Annotated in this window: 21 protein-coding genes; 6 read left to right on the top strand and 15 right to left on the bottom strand. The window is 59.5% G+C overall.

The annotated features are described in order from the left end of the window. Positions 1-15 precede the first annotated feature (15 nt). Positions 16-1,281, bottom strand: a complete 1,266-nt coding sequence (locus OU997_RS00485; RefSeq protein WP_108487877.1) for a lipoprotein-releasing ABC transporter permease subunit — start codon at positions 1,279-1,281, stop codon at positions 16-18. A gap of 234 nt (positions 1,282-1,515) precedes the next feature. Here OU997_RS00485 and OU997_RS00490 point away from each other — a divergent pair, with 234 nt between their 5' ends. From OU997_RS00490 to OU997_RS00500, 3 genes are read left to right on the top strand one after another with little or no spacing between them, the layout of a single operon-like run. Continuing rightward, positions 1,516-2,097 carry a PilZ domain-containing protein gene (locus OU997_RS00490; protein ID WP_108487876.1) on the top strand — a complete coding sequence of 194 codons (582 nt, stop codon included), beginning with the start codon at positions 1,516-1,518 and terminating at the stop codon, positions 2,095-2,097. Positions 2,098-2,109: 12 nt separating this feature from the next. After that, positions 2,110-2,412, top strand: coding sequence for a phosphodiesterase (locus tag OU997_RS00495; protein WP_108487875.1), 303 nt, complete (start codon positions 2,110-2,112; stop codon positions 2,410-2,412). Next, positions 2,409-3,128, top strand: coding sequence for a glycerophosphodiester phosphodiesterase (locus tag OU997_RS00500; protein WP_108487874.1), 720 nt, complete (start codon positions 2,409-2,411; stop codon positions 3,126-3,128). The genes OU997_RS00495 and OU997_RS00500 overlap by 4 nt, the downstream gene beginning before the upstream one ends. A gap of 158 nt (positions 3,129-3,286) precedes the next feature. Here the strand turns inward: OU997_RS00500 and sthA are convergent, their stop codons facing one another. The 9 genes from sthA to OU997_RS00545 all read right to left on the bottom strand — a co-directional run bounded on the left by sthA (position 3,287) and on the right by OU997_RS00545 (position 12,053). Further along, entirely contained in the window at positions 3,287-4,681 is a 1,395-nt protein-coding gene (gene sthA, locus OU997_RS00505) for a Si-specific NAD(P)(+) transhydrogenase (protein ID WP_108487873.1), read from the bottom strand. Positions 4,682-4,947: 266 nt separating this feature from the next. Continuing rightward, positions 4,948-5,175, bottom strand: coding sequence for a (Na+)-NQR maturation NqrM (gene nqrM, locus OU997_RS00510; protein ID WP_108487872.1), 228 nt, complete (start codon positions 5,173-5,175; stop codon positions 4,948-4,950). Next, positions 5,172-6,197, bottom strand: a complete 1,026-nt coding sequence (locus tag OU997_RS00515) for an FAD:protein FMN transferase (protein WP_108487871.1) — start codon at positions 6,195-6,197, stop codon at positions 5,172-5,174. The genes nqrM and OU997_RS00515 overlap by 4 nt, the downstream gene beginning before the upstream one ends. Positions 6,198-6,199: 2 nt before the next feature. Then, entirely contained in the window at positions 6,200-7,426 is a 1,227-nt protein-coding gene (gene nqrF / locus OU997_RS00520) for an NADH:ubiquinone reductase (Na(+)-transporting) subunit F (protein WP_267808532.1), read from the bottom strand. A 14-nt stretch (positions 7,427-7,440) separates the two neighbouring features. Then, the gene (gene nqrE / locus OU997_RS00525; RefSeq protein ID WP_108487869.1) at positions 7,441-8,049 is read right to left on the bottom strand and encodes an NADH:ubiquinone reductase (Na(+)-transporting) subunit E; all 609 of its coding nucleotides are present in this window, start codon (positions 8,047-8,049) and stop codon (positions 7,441-7,443) included. Continuing rightward, positions 8,049-8,723, bottom strand: a complete 675-nt coding sequence (locus OU997_RS00530; protein WP_177479990.1) for an NADH:ubiquinone reductase (Na(+)-transporting) subunit D — start codon at positions 8,721-8,723, stop codon at positions 8,049-8,051. The genes nqrE and OU997_RS00530 overlap by 1 nt, the downstream gene beginning before the upstream one ends. Then, positions 8,720-9,508, bottom strand: coding sequence for a Na(+)-translocating NADH-quinone reductase subunit C (locus tag OU997_RS00535; protein WP_267808533.1), 789 nt, complete (start codon positions 9,506-9,508; stop codon positions 8,720-8,722). The genes OU997_RS00530 and OU997_RS00535 overlap by 4 nt, the downstream gene beginning before the upstream one ends. Next, the gene (locus OU997_RS00540; RefSeq protein WP_108487866.1) at positions 9,501-10,712 is read right to left on the bottom strand and encodes an NADH:ubiquinone reductase (Na(+)-transporting) subunit B; all 1,212 of its coding nucleotides are present in this window, start codon (positions 10,710-10,712) and stop codon (positions 9,501-9,503) included. The genes OU997_RS00535 and OU997_RS00540 overlap by 8 nt, the downstream gene beginning before the upstream one ends. Before the next feature lie 3 nt (positions 10,713-10,715). Next, on the bottom strand, positions 10,716-12,053 hold the full coding sequence (locus OU997_RS00545) for a Na(+)-translocating NADH-quinone reductase subunit A (RefSeq protein ID WP_267808534.1): 1,338 nt from the start codon (positions 12,051-12,053) through the stop codon (positions 10,716-10,718). Between the two features lie 269 nt (positions 12,054-12,322). Here OU997_RS00545 and OU997_RS00550 point away from each other — a divergent pair, with 269 nt between their 5' ends. Continuing rightward, the gene (locus OU997_RS00550) at positions 12,323-12,904 is read left to right on the top strand and encodes a chalcone isomerase family protein (protein WP_108487864.1); all 582 of its coding nucleotides are present in this window, start codon (positions 12,323-12,325) and stop codon (positions 12,902-12,904) included. A 41-nt stretch (positions 12,905-12,945) separates the two neighbouring features. Here OU997_RS00550 and OU997_RS00555 read toward each other — a convergent pair whose 3' ends face one another. Further along, a complete protein-coding gene (locus OU997_RS00555; protein WP_108487863.1) occupies positions 12,946-14,412 on the bottom strand; it encodes a glyceraldehyde-3-phosphate dehydrogenase in 1,467 nt (488 codons plus the stop codon). Between the two features lie 137 nt (positions 14,413-14,549). Here OU997_RS00555 and mfd point away from each other — a divergent pair, with 137 nt between their 5' ends. Next, complete coding sequence (mfd, locus tag OU997_RS00560) at positions 14,550-18,005, top strand: transcription-repair coupling factor (RefSeq protein ID WP_267809843.1); 3,456 nt, start codon at positions 14,550-14,552, stop codon at positions 18,003-18,005. A 3-nt stretch (positions 18,006-18,008) separates the two neighbouring features. Beyond that, positions 18,009-18,548, top strand: coding sequence for a CsiV family protein (locus OU997_RS00565; RefSeq protein ID WP_108487862.1), 540 nt, complete (start codon positions 18,009-18,011; stop codon positions 18,546-18,548). A gap of 193 nt (positions 18,549-18,741) precedes the next feature. On the opposite strand, the gene OU997_RS00570 is transcribed toward OU997_RS00565, so the two are convergent. From OU997_RS00570 to OU997_RS00585, 4 genes are read right to left on the bottom strand one after another with little or no spacing between them, the layout of a single operon-like run. Beyond that, positions 18,742-19,479: an S-methyl-5'-thioinosine phosphorylase gene (locus tag OU997_RS00570; RefSeq protein WP_108487861.1), complete on the bottom strand. Its 738-nt coding sequence runs from the start codon at positions 19,477-19,479 to the stop codon at positions 18,742-18,744. A gap of 9 nt (positions 19,480-19,488) precedes the next feature. Further along, positions 19,489-20,487, bottom strand: coding sequence for a beta-N-acetylhexosaminidase (gene nagZ / locus OU997_RS00575; RefSeq protein WP_177480000.1), 999 nt, complete (start codon positions 20,485-20,487; stop codon positions 19,489-19,491). Between the two features lie 21 nt (positions 20,488-20,508). Beyond that, on the bottom strand, positions 20,509-21,033 hold the full coding sequence (locus OU997_RS00580) for a L,D-transpeptidase (protein WP_108487859.1): 525 nt from the start codon (positions 21,031-21,033) through the stop codon (positions 20,509-20,511). 47 nt (positions 21,034-21,080) lie between these two features. Continuing rightward, positions 21,081-21,788, bottom strand: a complete 708-nt coding sequence (locus OU997_RS00585) for a TetR/AcrR family transcriptional regulator (RefSeq protein WP_108487858.1) — start codon at positions 21,786-21,788, stop codon at positions 21,081-21,083. Positions 21,789-21,809: the final 21 nt, after the last annotated feature.

The raw sequence follows: 21,809 nt of genomic DNA on the forward strand, positions 1-21,809 counted from the left end.
TCACTCATAACCTGATCATTCATAACGCAGAGCCTCCGCAGGCTGGGTGCGCGCTGCACGCCAGGCCGGATACAGGGTGGCGAAGAAACTGAGAATCAATGCCGCACCGCAGACCAGCAGCACGTCCGCCAGCATCAGCTGCGAGGGCAGGTAGTCGATGAAATACACATCGGCATTGAGGAATTTGATCCCCAACAGCCCTTCCAGAGCGGCAATCGCACTGCTGATGTTCAAGGCGGCAAGGCAGCCCAGTACCGCGCCAATCGCCGTGCCGAACACGCCGATCACCGTGCCCTGAACCATAAAGATCGCCATGATCTGCCTTGGCGTCGCGCCCAGGGTGCGCAGGATAGCGATATCGCCCTTCTTGTCGGTGACCACCATGACCAGGGTGGAGATGATGTTGAAGGCGGCCACCGCAACGATCAGCAGCAGCAGCAGGCCAATCATCGCTTTCTCCATGCGGATCGCCTGGTACAGGTTGCCGTGGGTACGGGTCCAATCGCGGGCATAGTAATCACCTTCGCCGAGAGTTTGCGCCAGCGCCCAGGCAGTGCGCGGAGCCTCGAACAGGTCAGCGAATTTCAGGCGAATACCCTGCACCTGATCGGCCTGCCAGCGCTGCAAACGCGCCAGATCCTGAACATGGGTCAGGGCCAGGTGGCCGTCGATCTCGCCGGCGCCAACATGGAAGATGCCAACCACAGTAAAACGCTTGAGGCGCGGAAACATGCCGGCCGGCGTCACCGTGACTTCCGGGGCAACAAAGGTGACCTTGTCACCCAAGCCAACACCGAGCTTAGTGGCGGCCTTGTCGCCCAGCACCATGCCGAACTCGCCGGGCTTAAGGGCATCCAGCGAACCCTTGCCACCGTCTTCAAGCTTGAAGAAGTTGCCGATGATCGAGACCTTGGCTTCTTCAAGCGGATCGACCGCATTGATCAGCACTTTCTGCACCTTGCCGTCGTTGGTCAGCAGGCCCTGCATCTGGCTAAAGGGCGCAACCGCCAACACCTGCGGATTGCGCTGCGCCTTGTTGGCCAGGCTGCGCCAGTCCTTGATCGGCGTGGCGCTCTCGACCGTGGCGTGCGGCACCATACCGAGCACGCGGGTACGCATTTCATGGTCGAAGCCGTTCATCACCGACAGCACCAGAATCATCACCAGCACGCCAAGTGCCAGCCCGATCATCGAGGTCAGGGAAATAAAGGACACGAAGTGGTTGCGACGCTTGGCCCGCGTGTAGCGCGTGCCGATAAAAACGAACAGAGGTCTGAACATGTCGGGGCTGATTCGAGGGAAAAAGAAACGTCCTTGTGGGGGCTTGGCGAGCAGCCTTACACTCTGAACCAGGGTAAAGTCTGCTGCGCGTCGGACCTGCTACGTTGAAAACTGTCTCGGAATGCTCATTTACATTCGTAAACAGCGCTTCCTAACCACTTTTCGCCTTGCATGCCGCTAGCTCGCAAGACTTTGAACAGGTCCTTCGACCACTACTGCTGCCATGGGTTCGCCATGCCGACTCAAGATGAAGATGATCGCCGCGAATACTATCGTATCGACGATACGATCGCACTGGAATTCACCCAGCTTTCCGGGGCTGAAGCCCTGGCCAGTGACGAGCTTCACGACAGCTCGCCGCTGTTCAACCTGCTCAGCGATCTGCACTTGATGGACTTCGAGTCGCAGCACCTGCTGCGACACATCACCGAACGTGACCGCACCCTGGCCAGCTACCTCAAGGTCATGAACAAACGCATCGACCTGCTCGGCCAGGCCGTGGCGCAGAGCTTGCTGCGCGACATCGGTGCTCCACGCAAGGTCAGCCTGTCCGAGGGCGGCGTCAGCTTCAACAATGCCCAGCCGGTTGTCATTGGCGCGCATTTGGCGGTAAAGATGGTGCTCATGCCGCAAGCCCTCGGCTTGTTGCTGCGCGCCAAGGTCGTACACTGCAGCAGCCTCCCTTCGCAGCAATTTGAAATTGGTGCGGAATTCGAAGCCTTGACCGATGCCCAACGTCAGCTGCTTGCTCGACATATCCTGCAGCGCCAGGCCCTGGAGCGTCGCCAAGCACGCGAGCAACCTCTGCAATCCTGATAGCGAGCCATCATGCCCCGCCTGCTTTTGCTTCTCGCCGTACTCATGCCCGTCAGCGTCCACGCCGATAGCCTGCAAATACCCATCGGCCAGCAGGGGACCAGCAACCTGCAAGTACCGCAGCTTGGCGAATCACAGCGTGCCGTGTTGGAGCGATTCGGCCTCGCCGACGAAGAGCACCCCAGCGTCGGCAACCCACCGATCACCCGCTGGGACTATCGCGAATTCAGCGTCTACTTCGAGCATAAACACGTGATCAACAGCGTGCGCCACCATCAGCCCGGCGCCGCCCTGCCAGACAAGGAGCAACAGTGACAGTTATTTATGGACACCGCGGTGCCAAAGGCGAAGCACCGGAAAACACCCTGGCCAGTTTCCAGCAGTGCCTACAGCATGGCGTGCGCCGCTGCGAGCTGGATCTTCACCTGTCGCGCGATGGCGAGCTGATGGTGATTCACGACCCAACGCTCAAACGCACCACCGGCCACCGCGGCAAGGTGGTCGAGCACGACGCCGCCGAGCTGGTGACCTATGACGCACGTAGAGGTGGCCCCGGTGCCGTCACGCCTTGCCCGATCCCGCGTCTGGAGGAGCTGTTCCAGCACTGCGATTTCGAGCACTGGCAGCTGGAAGTCAAAAGCGCCTCAAAGGTTCGTTCGGCGCGCATGGTTAAGGCTATTGCCGAGCTGGCTGAGCGCTACAACCTGACCGACAAGGTCACCGTCACCTCCAGCTCGCGTGAAGTCCTCAGCGCCCTGCAACGCCTGACGCCGCACCTGCAGCGCGGGCTGGTGGCCGAATACGCCTGGCTCGACCCGCTCAAGGTGGCCAAGCACTACGGCTGCCATTTGCTCGCGCTGAACTGGACGCTATGCACCCCGGAGCGCCTGCTCAAAGCCCAGAAAGCGGGCTTGCATGTCTCGGTATGGACGGTCAATGAACCGGCATTGATGCGCCGCCTGGCGGACTTCGGCGTGGACAGCATCATCACTGACTTCCCCGGCCTGGCAGTGGCCACGCTAAGCGGGTAGCCCCGTGTCACCCACACGCATGAAAAAACCGGCCCATGGGCCGGTTTTTCGTTGCTGCCGCCTGAGAGGCTAGAAGCTCTCCCGATTCGGCCAGTGCCACTCGGAAGCCACTACCCAGCCTGCCTCCCCGACCGGCTCAGGCTGCCGGCCGGTGCCGCTCAAAAAAGCCGGTTGAGGCCGTCGAACGCCGCCACCCGATAGGCCTCCGCCATGGTTGGGTAGTTGAAGGTGGTGTTGACGAAATACTTGATGGTATTGGCCTCCCCCTTCTGGTTCATGATCGCCTGGCCGATATGTACAATCTCCGAGGCCTGGTAACCGAAGCAGTGCACGCCGAGTACTTCCAGGGTTTCCCGATGGAAGAGAAGCTTCAGCATGCCCACCGGCTCATGGGAAATCTGCGCACGGGCCATGCCCTTGAAGAACGCCTTGCCTACTTCATAGGGGATCTTGGCCTGGGTCAGCTCGCGCTCGGTTTTGCCGATCGAGCTGATCTCCGGAATGGTGTAAATGCCGGTCGGCACATCATCAACAAAACGCCAGCTGCCATTGTCGACAATGCTGCCCGCCGCCGAACGGCCCTGATCAGCAGCCGCACTGGCCAAACTCGGCCAGCCGATCACATCACCAGCGGCATAGATATTCGACACCGGGGTGCGGTAGTTCTGGTCGACATCAATCTGGCCGCGACTGTTGACCTTGATGCCGATATTCTCCAACCCCAGCTGATCGGTATTGCCGGTACGGCCGTTGCACCAGAGAAAGGCATCGGCCTTGATCTTCTTGCCGGACTTGAGGTGCAGGATCACCCCGTTCTCCAGTCCTTCAACGCTTTCGTATTCTTCGTTGTGACGAATCAGCACGTTGTTGTTGCGCAGGTGGTAACTCAACGCATCGGAGATTTCCGCATCAAGGAAGCTCAGCAGCTGATCACGGTTGTCGATCAAGTCGACCAGTACCCCCAGACCGCTGAAGATCGAGGCGTACTCGGAGCCGATAACCCCGGCACCATAAATGATGATGCGGCGCGGCGTGTGGGTCAGGCTGAGGATGGTGTCACTGTCATAGATCCGCGGATGGCGAAAATCCACATCAGCCGGGCGATACGGGCGCGAACCGGTGGCGATAACGATCTGCTTGGCCACCAGCTTTTCCACCACACCATTGGCGCACACCACTTCAACAGTACGCTCGTCGGCGAAACTGCCGGTACCGAAAAACACATCTATTCGGTTACGCGCGTAGTAGCCGGTGCGCGAACTCACCTGCTTGGCAATCACCCGCTCGGCGCTTTTCAGCACATCGGGAAATGAAAACCAGCGCGGCTCGCCGATCTGGCGGAACATCGGGTTGGTGTTGAACTGCATGATCTGCCGCACCGAGTGGCGCAGCGCCTTGGACGGAATGGTGCCCAGGTGGGTGCAGTTGCCGCCGACTTCGCGGCGGCTGTCGACCACGGCCACCTTGCGCCCGGCCTTGGCTGCGTTCATCGCCGCGCCTTCACCCGCGGGGCCGGAACCCAGCACCACCACGTCGTAGTTGTAGACCGCCATGTTTACTCCTTCAGATCACACCGGAGCACTTGTTCCGTACTCTCGGCAGGGCCAGTGCTGCGCACGCAGCCTGACAATCAATGCGTTAGAGGCCACTCACGATCTTGCGAGCTAGAGCGTTACAAGGCAAAAACAAGCAAGGAAGCAGAGTTTACGAGCTGTAAATGAGCATTCCGAGCTTGTTTTTAACGCAGTAGCGCCGACGCGCAGCAGATCGTGAACAGGTTCTTAGCTGCAAGCCTAGCCCTTCGGCGGCCGCAGGGCGATTAGCGTTTGGTCGCGTCGTACGCCAGGGACTCTGCCTTGGCCTGCGGATCGCTGTTGATTTCTTCGCATTTCTCGCGGCTACCGCCACAGATTGAGCATTCTTTCTCGATACCCAGGTTGGCGATGCCGCCGCAGGAACCGGCAATCGGCTTGCGCCCCATGATCACACCCACCGCCATCATGCCGACGACCAGCACCATGACCAGAAAAACCACCACGAATGTCATTGCTCTTCTCCTGCGGCAAACAGCTGCTCGAAAGCCTGAGTGCCCTGTGTGACGAAGGCGTCGCCTTCGCGGGTCACGAAAAACGCGGCGATACCCATACGTTCAGCAAATACCAGGCCACGCTCGGTGCCCATCACCATAAGTAATGTAGACAAGCCATCAGCGCGCAGGGTCGATTTATCGGCCACCGTGACGGCTGCCAGGGTGTGGGTGATCGGCGCGGCCGTCAACGGATCAAGGGTGTGCGAATAGCGCCGGCCATTCTCCTCGAAGTAATTGCGGTAATCACCTGAAGTGGAAATGCCGTAGCCATCCAGTGCCAGAATCCGCTGAGCCACCCGCTCACCTTCCTGCGGAGCTTCCAGGCCGATGCGCCAGGGCTGCCCATCCGGCTTGATACCAGCGGCCTTGAGTTCACCCGTGACTTCAACCAAGTAACTTTTGACTCCCAGCTCAGTCAGACGCTGCGCGATCCGGTCCACGGTATAGCCGGCAGCGATGCTATTGAAATCGACCTGCAGGTTGATTTCCTTGCACAGTTGCTGCCCGTCACGCCGCAGGTACTGCATCCCCGTGCGGGCACGCGCTGCGGCCAGCTGCTCGGCAGTCGGCACCTGCTCTGCGCGGCCTTGAGGACCGAACCCCCAGAGGTTGAGCAAGGGCTCCAAGGTCAGGTCGAACGCGCCCTGACTCTGCTCATTGAGGATGCGTCCGGCCTCGACCAACTCCAGCACCGGTGCTGGCATGGTCTGGCAGGTGCCTGCAGGTGCCTGGTTGAACTGTTCGATCAGCGAGTCATCACGGTAGGTCGACATCTGCTGATCGACTTCGCTGAGGATCGCATCGGTTTCATGTTTGAGCTGGTCAAGGCTTGGAGCGCCGTCACTGCGCACGTACTTGATCGAGTAGGTGCTCCCCATGGTCGGGCCACCGAACTCTTCTATTCGCTCTGAAAACCAGCAGCCCGTTAGGGCTGCCAGCAGGCTGACAGCGATAACGGGCCGTAGTACCGCATTGTTCATGATCAGCCTCCGAAGTCGTCGAGCAGGATGTTCTCCTCCTCCACACCCAGCTCGACCAACATCTTGATCACAGCGGCGTTCATCATGGGCGGGCCACACATGTAGAACTCACACTCTTCCGGAGCCGGGTGGTCCTTCAGGTAGTTCTCGTACAGCACGTTGTGGATGAAGCCCTTGAGGCCGCTCCAGTTATCTTCCGGCTGCGGATCGGACAGTGCCAGATGCCATTGGAAGTTCGGGTTTTCCGCTTGCAGCTGATCGTACTCTTCAGCGTAGAACGCCTCGCGCATGGAGCGTGCACCGTACCAGAAGCTGATCTTACGCTTGGACTTGAGGCGTTTGAGCTGGTCGAAGATGTGCGAACGCATTGGCGCCATACCCGCACCACCGCCGATAAAGATCATCTCGGCATCGGTGTCCTTGGCGAAGAACTCACCAAACGGCCCGTACACGGTGACCTTGTCACCCGGTTTGAGACTGAACACCCAGGAAGACATCTTGCCTGGCGGCAAGTCGTCCTTGCCCGGAGGTGGCGAAGCGATACGGATATTGAACTTCACCAGACCGACTTCTTCGGGGTAGTTGGCCATGGAGTAGGCACGGATCACGGTCTCCTCGACCTTGGATACGTACTTCCACTGGTTGAACTTGTCCCAGTCGCCACGATATTCCGGCTGAATGTCGAAATCCTTGTAATGCACCTCGTGCGGTGGGCATTCCAGCTGCACATAGCCACCGGCGCGGAAGTCAACGTTCTCGCCTGGCGGCAGTTTCAGGGTCAATTCCTTGATGAAGGTGGCCACGTTGGGGTTGGACTCAACCGTGCATTCCCACTTCTTCACGCCGAACACTTCTTCCGGCACGTCGATCTTCATGTCCTGCTTGACCGGGGTCTGGCAGGACAGGCGCCAGCCAGCCTTGGCTTCACGACGGGTGAATGCGGCTTCTTCGGTCGGCAGCATTTCGCCACCGCCGCTTTCCACCACACACCGGCACTGTGCGCAGGTACCGCCACCACCACAGGCCGACGACAGGAAGATGTTGTTGGCCGCCAGGGTCTGCAGCAACTTGCCGCCAGCCGGCACGACAATGGTCTTCTCGCCATTGATCTCGATGCTCACGTCACCGCTGGAAACCAGCTTGGCGCGCGCAGCAAGAATGACCAGCACCAACGCCAGCACAATGCCGGTGAACATGCCGATTGCGATAAAAATCTCGTTAGTAATCATCTAGGCATCCGTCCTTACAACTGCACACCAGAGAAGGACATAAAGCCCAGAGACATCAGACCGATGGTGATAAAGGTGATGCCCAGCCCCTGCAGGCCTTCCGGCACATCGCTGTACTTGAGCTTCTCACGAATCCCCGCCAGAGCAGCAATCGCCAGCGCCCAGGACAGACCGGAGCCGAAGCCGTACACGGTACTTTCCGCCAGGTTGTAGTCACGCTCGACCATGAACAGGGTACCGCCCATGATGGCGCAGTTCACAGTGATCAGCGGCAGGAACACGCCCAGGGCGTTGTACAGACTCGGGACGTACTTATCCAAGAGCATCTCAAGGATCTGCACAATCGCCGCGATCACCCCGATGTAGCTGAGCAGCCCAAGGAAGCTCAGGTCCACTTCCGGCAAACCCGCCCAGGCCAGCGCACCGTCTTTCAGCAGGTAGGTGTAAATCAGGTTATTCGCCGGCACGGTGATGACTTGCACCACAACGACAGCGATACCCAGGCCAATCGCCGTTTCAACCTTCTTGGAGATGGCGATGAAGGTGCACATGCCGAGGAAGAATGCCAGGGCCATGTTCTCAACGAACACCGCCTTGGCCAGCAAGCTGAGGTAATGCTCCATCAGTAGGCCTCCTTATTAGATACCTGAGGCGCCATTTTGAAGCTCGGTTTCTCGACTTGGTCTTTCTTCCAGGCACGCAAGGCCCAGATGAACAGCCCGATCAGGAAGAATGCCGAAGGCGGCAGCAGCAGCAAGCCGTTGGGCTGATACCAGCCACCGTCGTTGATCACCGGAATGATCTCGTAGCCCATCAATTTGCCCGCACCGAACAGCTCGCGCACGATACCCAACACGATCAGCATGGCGCTGTAGCCCAGACCGTTACCAATACCGTCGAAGAACGACAGCACGGGCGGGTTCTGCATGGCAAAGGCCTCGGCACGGCCCATCACGATGCAGTTGGTGATAATCAGGCCGACAAACACCGAGAGCTGTTTGGACAGGCTGAAAGCAAAGGCCTTGAGCACCTGATCGACCACGATCACCAGTGACGCGATGATCACCATCTGCACGATCATGCGAATCGAGCTGGGAATCTGGCTGCGAATCATCGAAATGAATAGGTTGGAAAAGCCGGTTACCAGGGTCAGGGCAATCGACATCACCAACGCGGTTTTCAGGTTCGAAGTGACTGCCAGTGCAGAACAGATACCGAGAATCTGTAAACCGATGGGGTTGTTGTTGAAAATCGGGTTAAGCAGAACTTCTTTAATAGTCGGCTGCGACATGATCAAGCCTCCCCTTTTTGCAGATTGGCGAGGAACTGGGCAAAACCGTTCTCCCCGAGCCAGAAGTGCAGCAGGTTATTCACACCATTGCTGGTGAGGGTTGCACCCGCCAGACCATCGATCTGATGGGTCGCCTGTGCGCTCTGCGCATCGACGTTACCTTTGATGATCTGGATGGCCAGCTCGCCCTTGTCGTCAAACAGGGTCTTGCCCAGCCACAGGCTCTTCCACTTCGGGTTGTCCACTTCCCCGCCCAGACCCGGTGTTTCCGCGTGCTGGTAGAAGCCGAAGCCTGCCACGGTGTTCAGGTCGCCCTGCAGCGCCATAAAGCCATGCAGAGTCGACCACAGGCCGTAACCACGCACGGGCAGAATCACGGTCTGCAATTTGCCGTCCTGCTCAACCAGATAGACGGTGGTGAAACGCTCACGCCGCTTGATCGAGGCAATATCCTCGGCGCTGCTGAGGGCTTCAGACAGTTTCGGGTCTTTGGAGGCTTTCAACGGGTCGAAGGTCAGCGGGTCCTGAGCGTCGCTAAAAGTACCGCTGTCCAGATCGACCACGCGGGCGCTGATCCGCTCAGCAAACAATGCCTTGACCTGCGCAGCGCTCATGCCTGACTCGCCCAGCCCGGCAATGGCCAGAATGCTGCGCTGCTTGTCCAGCTGACGGTTTTCCACCTGGGTCGGCTTCAGCGCCACGGCGGCGCCGGCGACGAAAATCGAACACACCAGGCAGACCAACAGGGCCACCACCAAGGTACGGACGGTGGATTCTTTTTGACTAGACATTGCGTGCCAGCCTCCGCTTGATATTGGCTTGAACGACGAAGTGGTCGATCAGCGGTGCAAACAGGTTGGCGAACAGGATCGCCAGCATCATACCCTCCGGGAAGGCCGGGTTGATCACGCGGATCATCACCACCATCACACCGATCAAGGCACCAAAGATCCATTTGCCGGTGTTGGTCATGGACGACGACACCGGGTCGGTTGCCATGAACAACATACCGAAGGCGAAACCGCCCACGACCAAGTGCCAATACCAAGGCATGGCAAACATCGGGTTGGTATTGGAGCCCAAGACATTGAGCAGCAGGCTGAAGCCAATCATGCCCAGCATCACACCCGTCACAATGCGCCAAGAGGCAATCTTGGTGATCAGCAACACACCACCGCCAATGAGGATCGCCAGGGTGCTGGTTTCGCCCATGGAGCCGTGAATGGTGCCGACAAAGGCATCCACCCACGTGATGCCATTGTTCACCACGTTCTCGATGCCGCCAGCTGCAGCCAGGCTCAACGAGGTGGCGCCGGCAAAGCCGTCAACCGCGGTCCACACAGCATCACCGGACATCTGCGCGGGGTAGGCGAAGAACAGAAAGGCACGCCCTGTCAGGGCTGGGTTGAGGAAGTTCTTACCGGTACCGCCGAACACTTCCTTACCGATCACCACGCCGAAGCTGATCCCCAGGGCCACCTGCCACAGCGGAATACTCGGCGGCAGGATCAAGGCAAACAGCACGGAGGTGACGAAGAAACCTTCGTTGACTTCATGCTTGCGGATCGAAGCAAACAGCACTTCCCAGAAACCGCCGACGATGAAGGTCACCGCGTAGACCGGCAGGAAGTAAGCCGCGCCCTGGATAAAGTTGTCCCACAGGCTGCTGGGATCAAAACCGGCCAGTGAGCCGATCAGCGCAAAGCGCCAGCCTTCCTGGGCGGCCAGCAGCTCAGGGCTGTTGGCGAAAATCAGGTTGGCCTGGTAACCGGTGTTCCACATGCCAAAGAACATGGCCGGAAAGGTGCATAGCCACACGGTGATCATCATGCGCTTGAGGTCGATGCCGTCGCGCACATGTGCCGTGGTCTTGGTCACACTGCCGGGCCGATAGAAGAAGGTGTCGACCGCCTCATACAGGGCATACCACTTCTCGTATTTACCGCCTTTTTCAAAGTTGTGCTCGATCTTGTCGAGAAATGCACGGATACCCATGACTTAACCTTCCTTCTCGATACGGGCGAGGTTGTCGCGCAGAATCGGGCCGTATTCATACTTGCCGGCACACACATAGGTGCACAGCGCCAGATCTTCTTCGTCGAGTTCCAGGCAGCCGAGTTTCTGGGCCATCTCGGTGTCGCCGACAATCAAATAGCGCAGCAATTGCGTCGGCAGGATGTCCAGCGGCATCACCGCTTCATAGTTACCCACCGGAACCATGGCACGTGGACTGCCGTTGGTGGTGGTGGAGAAAGCAAACTTCTTCGCCGCCAGCAATTTGGAGACAAAGATGTTCATCACCGAATGCTTGTTCACCCCAGCACGCAGGTAATGCAGCATCTCGCGGTCATTGCCTTCGGCCAGGCAGGAGACCTGCAGGTGATAGCGACCGAGAAAGGCAAATGCGCCCTTGGCCGTACGACCACCCAACACCGAGCCGGAAATGACCCGATTGACCCCAGATTGCAGCTCACCGGCCGTCAGCTCACTCAGGTTCGCACCCAGGCGGGTACGCAGCAAACGCGGCTGCTCCACCACGGGACCTGCCAGTGCAACGACACGCTCGGTCCACAACTGCCCGGTGGTGAAGACTTTGCCGATGGCGATCACGTCCTGATAATTCAGTGACCACACGCTCTTGTTGGCACTCACTGGGTCCAGGAAGTGGATGTGCGTACCGGCTAGACCGGCTGGGTGTGGACCGGCAAAGGCGTGCGTCTGCACCTGGCTCAGTTGCTCGCCTGGCAGGTTGCTGCCAGCAGCCTTGCACAGAAAAACCTTGGCCAAATTGCCCAGTACCTGCAGGCCATGTTCAAAATCAGCGGCGTACTCGGCAATCACCACCGCCGGATCAGCGGCCAGCGGATGAGTATCCATGGCGGTAACAAAAATCGAGCGGGGCTGAGCATCAGCCGCAGGTACTTTGCTGAAAGGGCGCGCGCGCAATGCGGTCCATAGACCGGACTGCTGCAGAACTTCGCGCACTTTTGCCGCACCAACACTTGCCAGCTGAGAGGCAGCAAAGGATTCAAAGGTGATTTGCTCATCACCTTCAACATCGATTACCACCGATTGCAGGACGCGCTTTTCACCGCGATGAATGGCGCTGATTACGCCGGCAGCAGGCGCAGTGAACTGCACACCTGGCGACTTCTTGTCGGAGAACAATACTTGCCCAAGTTTGACGCGATCACCGACCTGGACCTCCATGGTCGGCTTCATGCCGTGATAATCGAAGCCTATGACGGCGACGCTGCGCACGGGCCTTGCGGCTTCTATACGCTGCACCGGCGCGCCGGTTATGGGCAAGTCAAGCCCATGTTTTATCTTGATCATAGGTTTGCCTAACCACTGATTTATAAGCTTTTTAGAATACGGAAGACATCAGTACAGCAAAAACTGCAACGCAACACCGATGCATGATCAGGTGCTGGGCAAGATGTCAGTCGCGGGGAAAATCTGCCCGATTATAGAGCCCACCCTCCGCCACTGGCCACCCGAGCGCCGGCTTTTGACCTTTTTACGTAACAGGAGGCAACAGATCGCAGATTGACTGAAGCTGATCAACAGGTGAAATAACACCCATCCCCCACTGGAGTTCTGCCATGCGCCTTTTACTGGTGCTCACCACCCTACTGCTACTCAGCGGCGACCTGTTCGCCAATACCCGCGAACGCCTGCAGGAGGCCAACTTCGCCACCACCCGCGAACTCGCGCAAAACAGCCTGGAACGCAAGAACCAGAGCGTGCTCACCTACCTGTGGGCCGATGTTTACGCGGCAGCCTTCTACGCACCGGCCCAAGCCAGCGCCAGCCAGGCATTCACCCAACCTCTTAACCAGCGTCTGGAGCTGTACTATTTCCGCAATATAGACAGCCAAGACGTGATCAAAGCTGCCTGGGTCACGCTTGAGCGCCAACATAACGCCAAGACACTCGACCGCCTGCGCCCAGGCCTCGATGCCCTGCACGCCACCTTCCGCGACATTCGCCCGGGTGACCGTTACGCCCTGAACTTCAACATCGAAAGCGGCCTCACCCTGGAAGTGAACGGTAAGACCGCCTTCGCTAGCCAGGACAAGGAGCTGGCCAAGGCCTACCTGGGCATCTGGCTGTCGCCTAACGGCCTGTCCGACAGTCTGCGCACCAGCCTGCTGGCTGACGAGCCCGGTAAATCTCGCGAATAAAAAACGGGAGCCGAGGCTCCCGTTTTTTATGCGACCTGCGCTTAGCGCGGGAAAGCTGGCGGGTTGACCCCAGCCATATCTTCCATCACACGCACCACCTGGCAGCTGTAACCGAATTCATTGTCGTACCACACGTACAGCACAACGCGGTTGTCATTGCAGATGGTGGCTTCAGCATCGACCACACCGGCGTGGCGCGAACCGACGAAGTCGGTGGACACCACTTCCTGCGACTGCACGAAGTCGATCTGCTTCTGCAGATCCGAGTGCATGGCCATCTGGCGCAGGTACTCATTGATCTCTTCGCGGGTGGTGGCTTTCTCAAGGTTCAGGTTGAGAATGGCCATCGACACGTTCGGCGTCGGCACACGAATAGCGTTGCCGGTCAGTTTACCCTTCAACACAGGCAGCGCCTTGGCAGCTGCAGTGGCGGCACCGGTCTCGGTGATTACCATGTTCAGCGGCGCGCTACGACCACGGCGATCGCCCTTGTGGAAGTTGTCGATCAGGTTCTGGTCGTTGGTGTACGAGTGCACGGTTTCAACGTGACCGTTAACGATGCCGTACTGATCATTCACCGCTTTCAGCACCGGCACGATGGCGTTGGTGGTGCAGGAAGCCGCCGAGATGATTTTGTCATCTGCGGTGATTTCGCCGTGGTTGATGCCGTGCACGATGTTTTTCAGCGCGCCCTTGCCAGGCGCAGTCAGCACTACGCGGTCAACACCCGGGCAAGCCAGGTGCTGGCCCAGGCCGTCTGCATCACGCCACACACCGGTGTTGTCGACCAGCAGGGCGTTCTTGATGCCGTACTGGGTGTAGTCGACTTCTTTCGGGTCCTTGGCGTAGATCACCTGGATCAGATTGCCATTGGCCGTCAGGGTGTTGTTCTCTTCGTCGATAGTGATGGTGCCGTCGAACTTGCCATGTACCGAATCACGACGCAGCAGACTGGCGCGCTTGACCAGGTCATTGCTGGCACCTTTGCGCACAACGATGGCACGCAGACGCAGGCCGTCGCCGCCACCGGTTTTCTCGATCAGGATGCGTGCCAGCAGGCGGCCGATACGACCGAAGCCATACAGCACCACGTCAGTGCCTTCGCGGGCTTCACCGTTCTGCTTGCCCACCACTTCAACCAGTTCATCCTTGACGAACTGTTCGATGCTGCGGTTCTGGCCATCGGTCTTGAACTTGCTGACCATCTTGCCGAGGTCCACGGATGCGGCGCCCAGCTTGAGCTCGGTCATGGCTTTGAGGACCGGGAAGGTATCGTGCACCGACAATTCGCTGTCACCCACCAGACGGTGGCGCGCGAAGCGGTGGGCCTTGAGAATATCGATCACCGAGCGGTTGATCAGACCGCGGCCGTAGATCGAGGTGACCACGTTGTTGTTACGGTAGAGCTGGCCAATCATCGGAATCATGGCTTCCGCAAGGGCTTCTCGATCGATCCACTCACCGAGACACTGGTCGGGCTTCTGAGTCACGGGCAGTACCTTCCACATGTAGGGGCTGAAAAAAGGGGCTACATTATGACGGCGAGCGCAAGCATGAGCAATGCACGACTGTCGTAACTGACACCGAGCATCAACGCCCGCTACAATCGCCGACCTTGTGTCTTGACCGTGAGCCGCCTGTGTCTGTGCCGACCGCGTCCGTACTGCGCCTACCGTCCCTGCCCGCGACTGCCGGGAAACAACACTGGGGCAACCTCCCCGGAGCTGCGCTGAGCCTGGCCATTGCCGAAGCCGCCAGCCATGCCAAGCGTTTTACCCTGCTGCTGACCGCCGACAGCCAGAGTGCCGAGCGCCTGCAAGAAGAGCTGAGCTTTTTCGCTCCGGATTTGCCCGTGCTGCATTTCCCCGACTGGGAAACCCTGCCCTACGACCTGTTTTCACCGCATCAGGACATCATTTCCCAGCGTATCGCGGCACTCTATCGCCTGCCTGAGCTGAAACACGGCGTCCTGGTAGTCCCGATCACTACAGCCCTACATCGTCTGGCGCCCAAGCGCTTTCTGCTGGGCAGCAGTCTGGTGCTGCAGGTAGGCCAGCAGGTGGACGTCAATCAGATGCGCGGCAACCTCGAAGCCGCCGGTTACCGCTGCGTCGATACGGTCTATGAACATGGCGAGTTTGCCGTGCGCGGCGCACTGATCGACCTGTTCCCGATGGGCAGCGGTCAGCCCTACCGCATCGACCTGTTCGATGATGAAATCGAAACGCTGCGCACCTTTGATCCGGAAAGTCAGCGCTCCATCGATAAAGTTGACTCGGTCAAGCTGCTGCCGGCGCGCGAGTTTCCGCTGGAAAAGAAAGCCGTTACCGATTTTCGCGGACGCTTTCGTGAGCGCTTTGATGTGGACTTTCGCCGCTGCCCGATCTATCAGGACCTGAGCACCGGCATCACCCCGGCCGGTATCGAGTACTACCTGCCGCTGTTTTTTGAAGAAACCGCCACGCTCTTTGACTACCTGCCTGCAGACACTCAGGTGTTTTCCCTGCCGGGCATCGAGAAAGCCGCCGAGCAGTTCTGGGTAGACGCACGCAGCCGCTATGAAGACCGCCGCGTTGACCCGGAGCGCCCACTGCTGCCGCCGGGTGATATTTTCCTGCCGGTAGAAGACTGCTTTGCCCGCCTGAAAAACTGGCCGCGCGTGGTGGTCAGCCAGGATGACATCGAAGAAGGCGTCGGCCGCACCCGCTTCAATGCCCGCGCCCTGCCCGATCTGGCCATTCAGGCCAAGGCCGGTGAACCGCTGGCCGCCCTGCGCCGCTTTATCGAGGAGTACCCGGGCCGCGTGCTGTTTTGCGCCGAATCGGCCGGCCGCCGTGAAGTGCTGCTGGAACTGCTCGCACGCCTCAAGCTCAAGCCGAAGGAAGTCGACGGCTGGCCAACGTTTGCCGCCAGTAAAGAGCGCTTAGGCATCTGCATCGCGCCGCTGGATGAAGGTTTGCTGCTCGATGAGCTGGCGCTGATCGCAGAAAGCCCGCTGTTCGGCCAGCGCGTCATGCAACGCCGTCGCCGCGAGAAGTCGCGCGACGGCGGCGACAACGTGATCAAGAACCTCACCGAACTGCGCGAAGGCTCACCGGTGGTGCACATTGATCACGGCGTCGGCCGTTACCTGGGCCTGGTCACCCTGGAAATCGACGGCCAGGCCGCCGAATTTCTCGCCCTGATGTACGCCGAAGAAGCCAAGCTCTACGTGCCGGTGGCCAGCCTGCACCTGATCGCCCGCTACACCGGCAGTGATGATGCCTTGGCACCGCTGCACCGCCTGGGCTCGGAAACCTGGCAGAAGGCCAAGCGCAAAGCGGCCGAGCAGGTACGCGATGTGGCGGCCGAGCTGCTCGACATCTACGCCCGCCGAGCCGCCCGCGAAGGCTATGCCTTCAAAGACCCCATGGCCGACTACGCCACCTTCAGCGCCGGCTTCCCCTTCGAGGAAACCCCGGACCAACAGACCGCCATCGAAGCGGTGCTGGCCGACATGCTCGCGCCCAAACCCATGGATCGCCTGGTCTGCGGCGATGTCGGCTTCGGCAAAACCGAAGTGGCCATGCGTGCAGCCTTTATAGCCGTGCACAGCGGCCGTCAGGTGGCGGTCTTGGTGCCCACAACCTTGCTGGCCCAACAGCACTACAACAGTTTCCGCGACCGCTTTGCCGATTGGCCCGTCACGGTTGAGGTCATGAGCCGTTTCAAGTCCGCCAGGGAAGTGAACGAAGCCGTGGTCAAACTGGCTGAAGGCAAGATCGATATTGTCATCGGCACCCACAAACTCTTGCAGGACGATGTGCGCTTCAAGGACTTGGGCCTGTGCATCATCGACGAGGAACACCGCTTTGGCGTGCGCCAGAAGGAGCAGCTCAAGGCCCTGCGTAGCGAAGTGGACATCCTCACCCTGACCGCCACGCCGATTCCGCGCACCCTGAACATGGCCGTGGCCGGCATGCGTGACCTGTCGATTATTGCCACCCCGCCAGCACGCCGGCTGTCGGTGCGCACCTTCGTCATGGAACAGAACAACCCGACGATCAAGGAAGCCCTGCTGCGCGAGTTACTGCGCGGTGGGCAGGTGTACTACCTGCACAACGATGTGAAGACCATCGAGAAGTGTGCCGCCGACCTCGCCGAATTGGTGCCCGAAGCGCGCATCGGCATCGGCCATGGGCAGATGCGCGAGCGCGAGCTGGAACAGGTGATGAGCGACTTCTACCACAAGCGCTTCAATGTGCTGATCGCCTCGACCATCATCGAAACCGGTATCGACGTGCCGAGCGCCAACACCATCATCATCGAGCGTGCCGACAAATTCGGCCTGGCCCAACTGCACCAACTGCGTGGCCGTGTTGGCCGCAGTCACCACCAGGCCTATGCCTACCTGCTGACACCACCGCGCAAGCAGATGACCGAAGACGCACAAAAACGCCTCGAGGCCATCAGCAATGCACAAGACCTCGGTGCAGGCTTTGTGTTGGCCACCCATGACTTGGAAATTCGCGGAGCCGGTGAATTGCTCGGCGACGGTCAAAGCGGCCAGATCCAGGCCGTCGGCTTCACCCTCTACATGGAAATGCTTGAACGCGCGGTGAAATCAATCCGCAAAGGCGAGCAGCCCAACCTGGATCAGCCACTGGGTGGCGGCCCGGAAATCAACCTGCGCGTGCCGGCCTTGATTCCTGAAGACTACCTGCCGGATGTGCATGCACGGCTGATCCTGTACAAGCGCATCGCCAACGCCGTCGACGAGGACGGGCTCAAAGAGTTGCAGGTGGAGATGATCGACCGCTTCGGCTTGCTGCCCGAGCCGACCAAGAATCTGGTGCGTATCACCCTGCTTAAACTGCAGGCCGAAAAGCTCGGCATCAAAAAAATCGACGCTGGCCCACAAGGCGGGCGTATCGAATTTGCCGCCGACACCTGTGTTGACCCGCTGACCCTGATCAAACTGATCCAGAGCCAGCCCACGCGCTATAAGTTTGAAGGCGCCACGCTGTTCCGCTTCTCGGTGCCGATGGAGCGCCCGGAAGAACGATTCAACACCCTCGAAGCCCTGCTCGAGCGTTTACTTTCGCACTCTGTAAAGGACTGACCCATGCGCGCACTCCGCACCCTGGCCTTGCTGCCGCTTATTCTGCTGGGACTGCTCAGCAGCACTGCTGCCCTGGCTGAAAGCCTGTACCAGGTTGAAGTCATCGTATTCCGCCAGGCCGCCACACCGATTTCCGCCGGCCAGCTACCGCCGGACAGTTGGGCGCAGAACGCACTGCCGGTGGACGGCAGCAACAGCCGCAGCACCGCCCTGAATGCCGAAGCCGGCAAACTCAGCCCTGCCAGCGGTTATCAGGTCTTGCTGCACAAAGCCTGGTCACAAAGCCTGGGCGAGTCGAGCAGTCGCGTCGCCATCAGCACCGGCACTGAGCAGTTCGGCCACTACCCCGTCGAAGGCACCATCAGCCTTAAAGCCAGCCGCGTGATCGAGCTGGACAGTGATATCTGGGTCAACCAGCTCGACGCAAGCGGCATCCTCAACGACAGCGAGCGCATCAAGCAGAGCAGCCGTCTGAAAAGCGGCGAGCTGACCTTTGTCGATAATGGCAGCCTTGGCATGCTGATTCGCGTCAGTCCACTGTAGAACCTTCTTACGATCAGCTGCGCGTCGGCTCTACTGCGTTAAAAACAGGCTCGGAATGCTTATTTACATCAGTAGACTCCGCTTCCTCGCCTGTTCTTGCCTTGCATGGCTCTAGCTCGCAAGAGCGTAACTAGCTTCTGAGAACTCAAAAAAGGCCGCATTGCGCGGCCCTTTTTTATTGCAGCATGCCCAGTCAGCTGGCCAGCACCCGCGCCAATACGGCCTTGACCGTACCCATCCCTTCGTCCAGAGCGCGCTCGATTTCCGCCATGGTGATCAGCGCACGGGACTTTCCGGCAGCAGGGTTTACCACCAGCGCCAAGCAGGCATAGGGTAAAGCCAGCTCACGGGCCAGCACAGCTTCCGGCATACCGGTCATACCGACGATGTCACAGCCGTCACGCTCCATTCGTGCGATTTCCGCAGCGGTTTCCAGGCGCGGGCCCTGGGTACAGCCGTACAGCCCATGACTGCTGAACGCACAGTGTTCGGCAGCCAGTGCATTGGCCAGCTTGGTGCGCAGCCCAGCGTCATAGGGATGGCTGAAATCGACATGGGTGACATGTTCCAGCTCACCCTCAAAAAAGGTGTGCTCACGCCCGTAGGTGTAATCGATGATCTGATGCGGCAGGCAGAAGTGCCCGGTGCCCATGGCCGAGTGAATACCGCCTACGGCGTTCACGGCGATGATAGCCTTGGCCCCCGCCTCACGCAGCGCCCAGAGGTTGGCGCGGTAGTTGACCTGATGCGGCGGAATACGGTGCGGATGGCCGTGACGCGCGAGAAACAGCACCTCGCGGCCGGCATAGTCGCCTTTGAGCACCGCCGCAGAGGGCGCGCCATAGGGCGTATCGATATGCAGCGCGGCCTTGATGGTCAGGCCGTCCAACTTGGTCAGCCCCGTACCGCCGATAATCGCGTAAACCGTCATCCCTTACCCCTAGTCGATTAATTGCGCATCACGCAGGCTGCCAAGTGCTGCCTGCCAACGCGGGCTCTGCCGATACTCGATACCCGGGAAGGCCTGTCGGCGCATCCGTGCCAGGCCTTGCGGTGGTTCTACCTTGAGTCGTTGCAAGGCGCTCAGGGCCTGCTCCGCCGCTGCCCGGTCATTGCACACCAGGCCCATATCACAACCTGCTGTCAGCGCTGCCTCAATACGGCAGGCCGCATCGCCGACCACATGAGCGCCGGCCATGGACAAATCATCGCTGAAGATCACCCCATCAAAGGCCAGCTCGCCACGCAGAATATCTTGCAGCCAGCGCCCGGAGAAACCCGCCGGCTGACTGTCCACCTGAGGGTAGATCACATGGGCGGGCATCACCGCAGCCAACTGCCGGCTCAACTGTGCAAAGGGCTGCAAATCGACTGCACGAATCTGCTCCAGACTGCGCTCATCCACTGGGATGGCCACATGGGAATCCGCTTCCGCCCAGCCATGCCCGGGGAAATGCTTGCCGGTAGCGGCCATGCCAGCGGCATTCATCCCACGGATAAAAGCGCCGGCCAGCAAAGTCGCGCGCCGCACATCGCCCTCAAAGGAACGGCTGCCGACCACGGCGCTGCGCTGATGATCGAGATCCAGCACCGGGGCGAAACTCAGGTCCAAGCCTGCCGCCAGCACTTCGGTCGCCATGACCCAGCCGCACTGCTCAGCCAGATACTCGGCATTGGCGTTATCGGCCAACGCACGCATCGCCGGCAAGCGCACAAAGCCCTGACGCAGACGCTGTACGCGCCCGCCCTCCTGATCCACCGCCAGCAGCAGGTCCGGACGCACCGCGCGAATCGCAGCGGACAGCTCACGCACTTGGCGCGGGTCTTCAATATTGCGGGCAAACAGAATCAACCCGGCAACCTGCGGCTGACGCAGGATCTGGCGATCCTCAGCGGTCAGCCAGGTGCCGGCGATATCCAGCATCAATGAACCTTGCATGCGTGTACTCACACCCCGTCCTTAAATAAGAGGCGCCGTTGCCCAGTCGGGGCAGGCGGCCTCGTCAATTTGTACCGCACATTGAACCGGGACACGCGCAAAGAGTTCCAGCAGGTCGCTGTTGCGAAGGCGCACACAGCCATGTGACAGCGCCACGCCCATAGGCTCGCTGTCCGGCGTACCGTGTATGTAGATATAGCGGCGAAAGGTATCAACAGCGCCCAGACGATTGCGCCCAGGCTCACAACCACTCAACCAGAGAATGCGCGTAAGAATCCAGTCGCGCCCGGGAAATTGCGCATGCAACTCGGGCGACCAGACTTCGCCGGTCCAGCGCCTACCGCGGAGCACGGCAGCGCTCGGCAAGCCCTCACCAATCTTCGCCCGCACCTTGTGCAAGCCACGCGGCGTACAGCCGGAACCATTACGCTCACCGGCACCATTCAGCGCGGTGGAAACACTCAGGCGCAGCCGCAACTGCCCATTGGCAAAACCATACAGGCACTGATCGGCGAGGGAAATATGCAGAAAATCGAGAGTAACCATGGGCGGCTAGCTTAGCGGATCAAATCCACCAAGCCCACCCGCCAAGGTCAAACTTTGCTAGGGATGGCTGGCATCTTGGTGCGTGGTTTGAGCTGTGCGCTGGCCAGGGTTTCATCGGTCAGGCCGGTTTCCGAACGCATGCCGGCAGCCAGAAATGGCACCATCAGGCGCATCACCTGCTCAATCGAGGTATTAACGCCGAAATCGGTTTCCGACATCGCGCGCAGAGCCTTGATCCCGGACATGCTGAACGCCGCAGCGCCGAGCATAAAGTGCACACGCCAGAACAGTTCCAGTGGCGGAATACGCGGAGCGGCCTCATGCACCAGCTGCATGTAACGGCGGAACACCTTGCCGTACACCTCTTCGAGGTACTTACGCAGGTGTCCCTGGCTCTGACTAAAAGCCAGGCCCAGCAAACGCATAAAGATTGACAGGTCGTTACCACTGCGCGGCTTTACTGCCAGCGCCTGCTCGACCAGTAACTCCAGCAGCTCCTCGAGACTGGCCTTGGTTTCCGGCTTGGCCTGACGACGATCCAGTTCACGCTCCAGGCTTACGCAGAAAGGCCCGAGAAAGCGCGAGAACACCGCCTGAATCAGGGCCTTTTTCGAGCCGAAGTGATAATTCACCGCCGCCAGGTTCACCCCTGCCTTGCTGGTGATCAAACGCAGAGAAGTTTCTGCGAAACCTTTCTCCGCAAAAAGCTGCTCTGCCGCATCGAGAATGCGTTCAACGGTTTCCGACTGGGCCATGACTCTTTTCATCTGAACAAA

The organism is Pseudomonas sp. SL4(2022), from assembly GCF_026625725.1.
In the GTDB taxonomy this organism is placed as follows: Bacteria; Pseudomonadota; Gammaproteobacteria; order Pseudomonadales; family Pseudomonadaceae; genus Aquipseudomonas.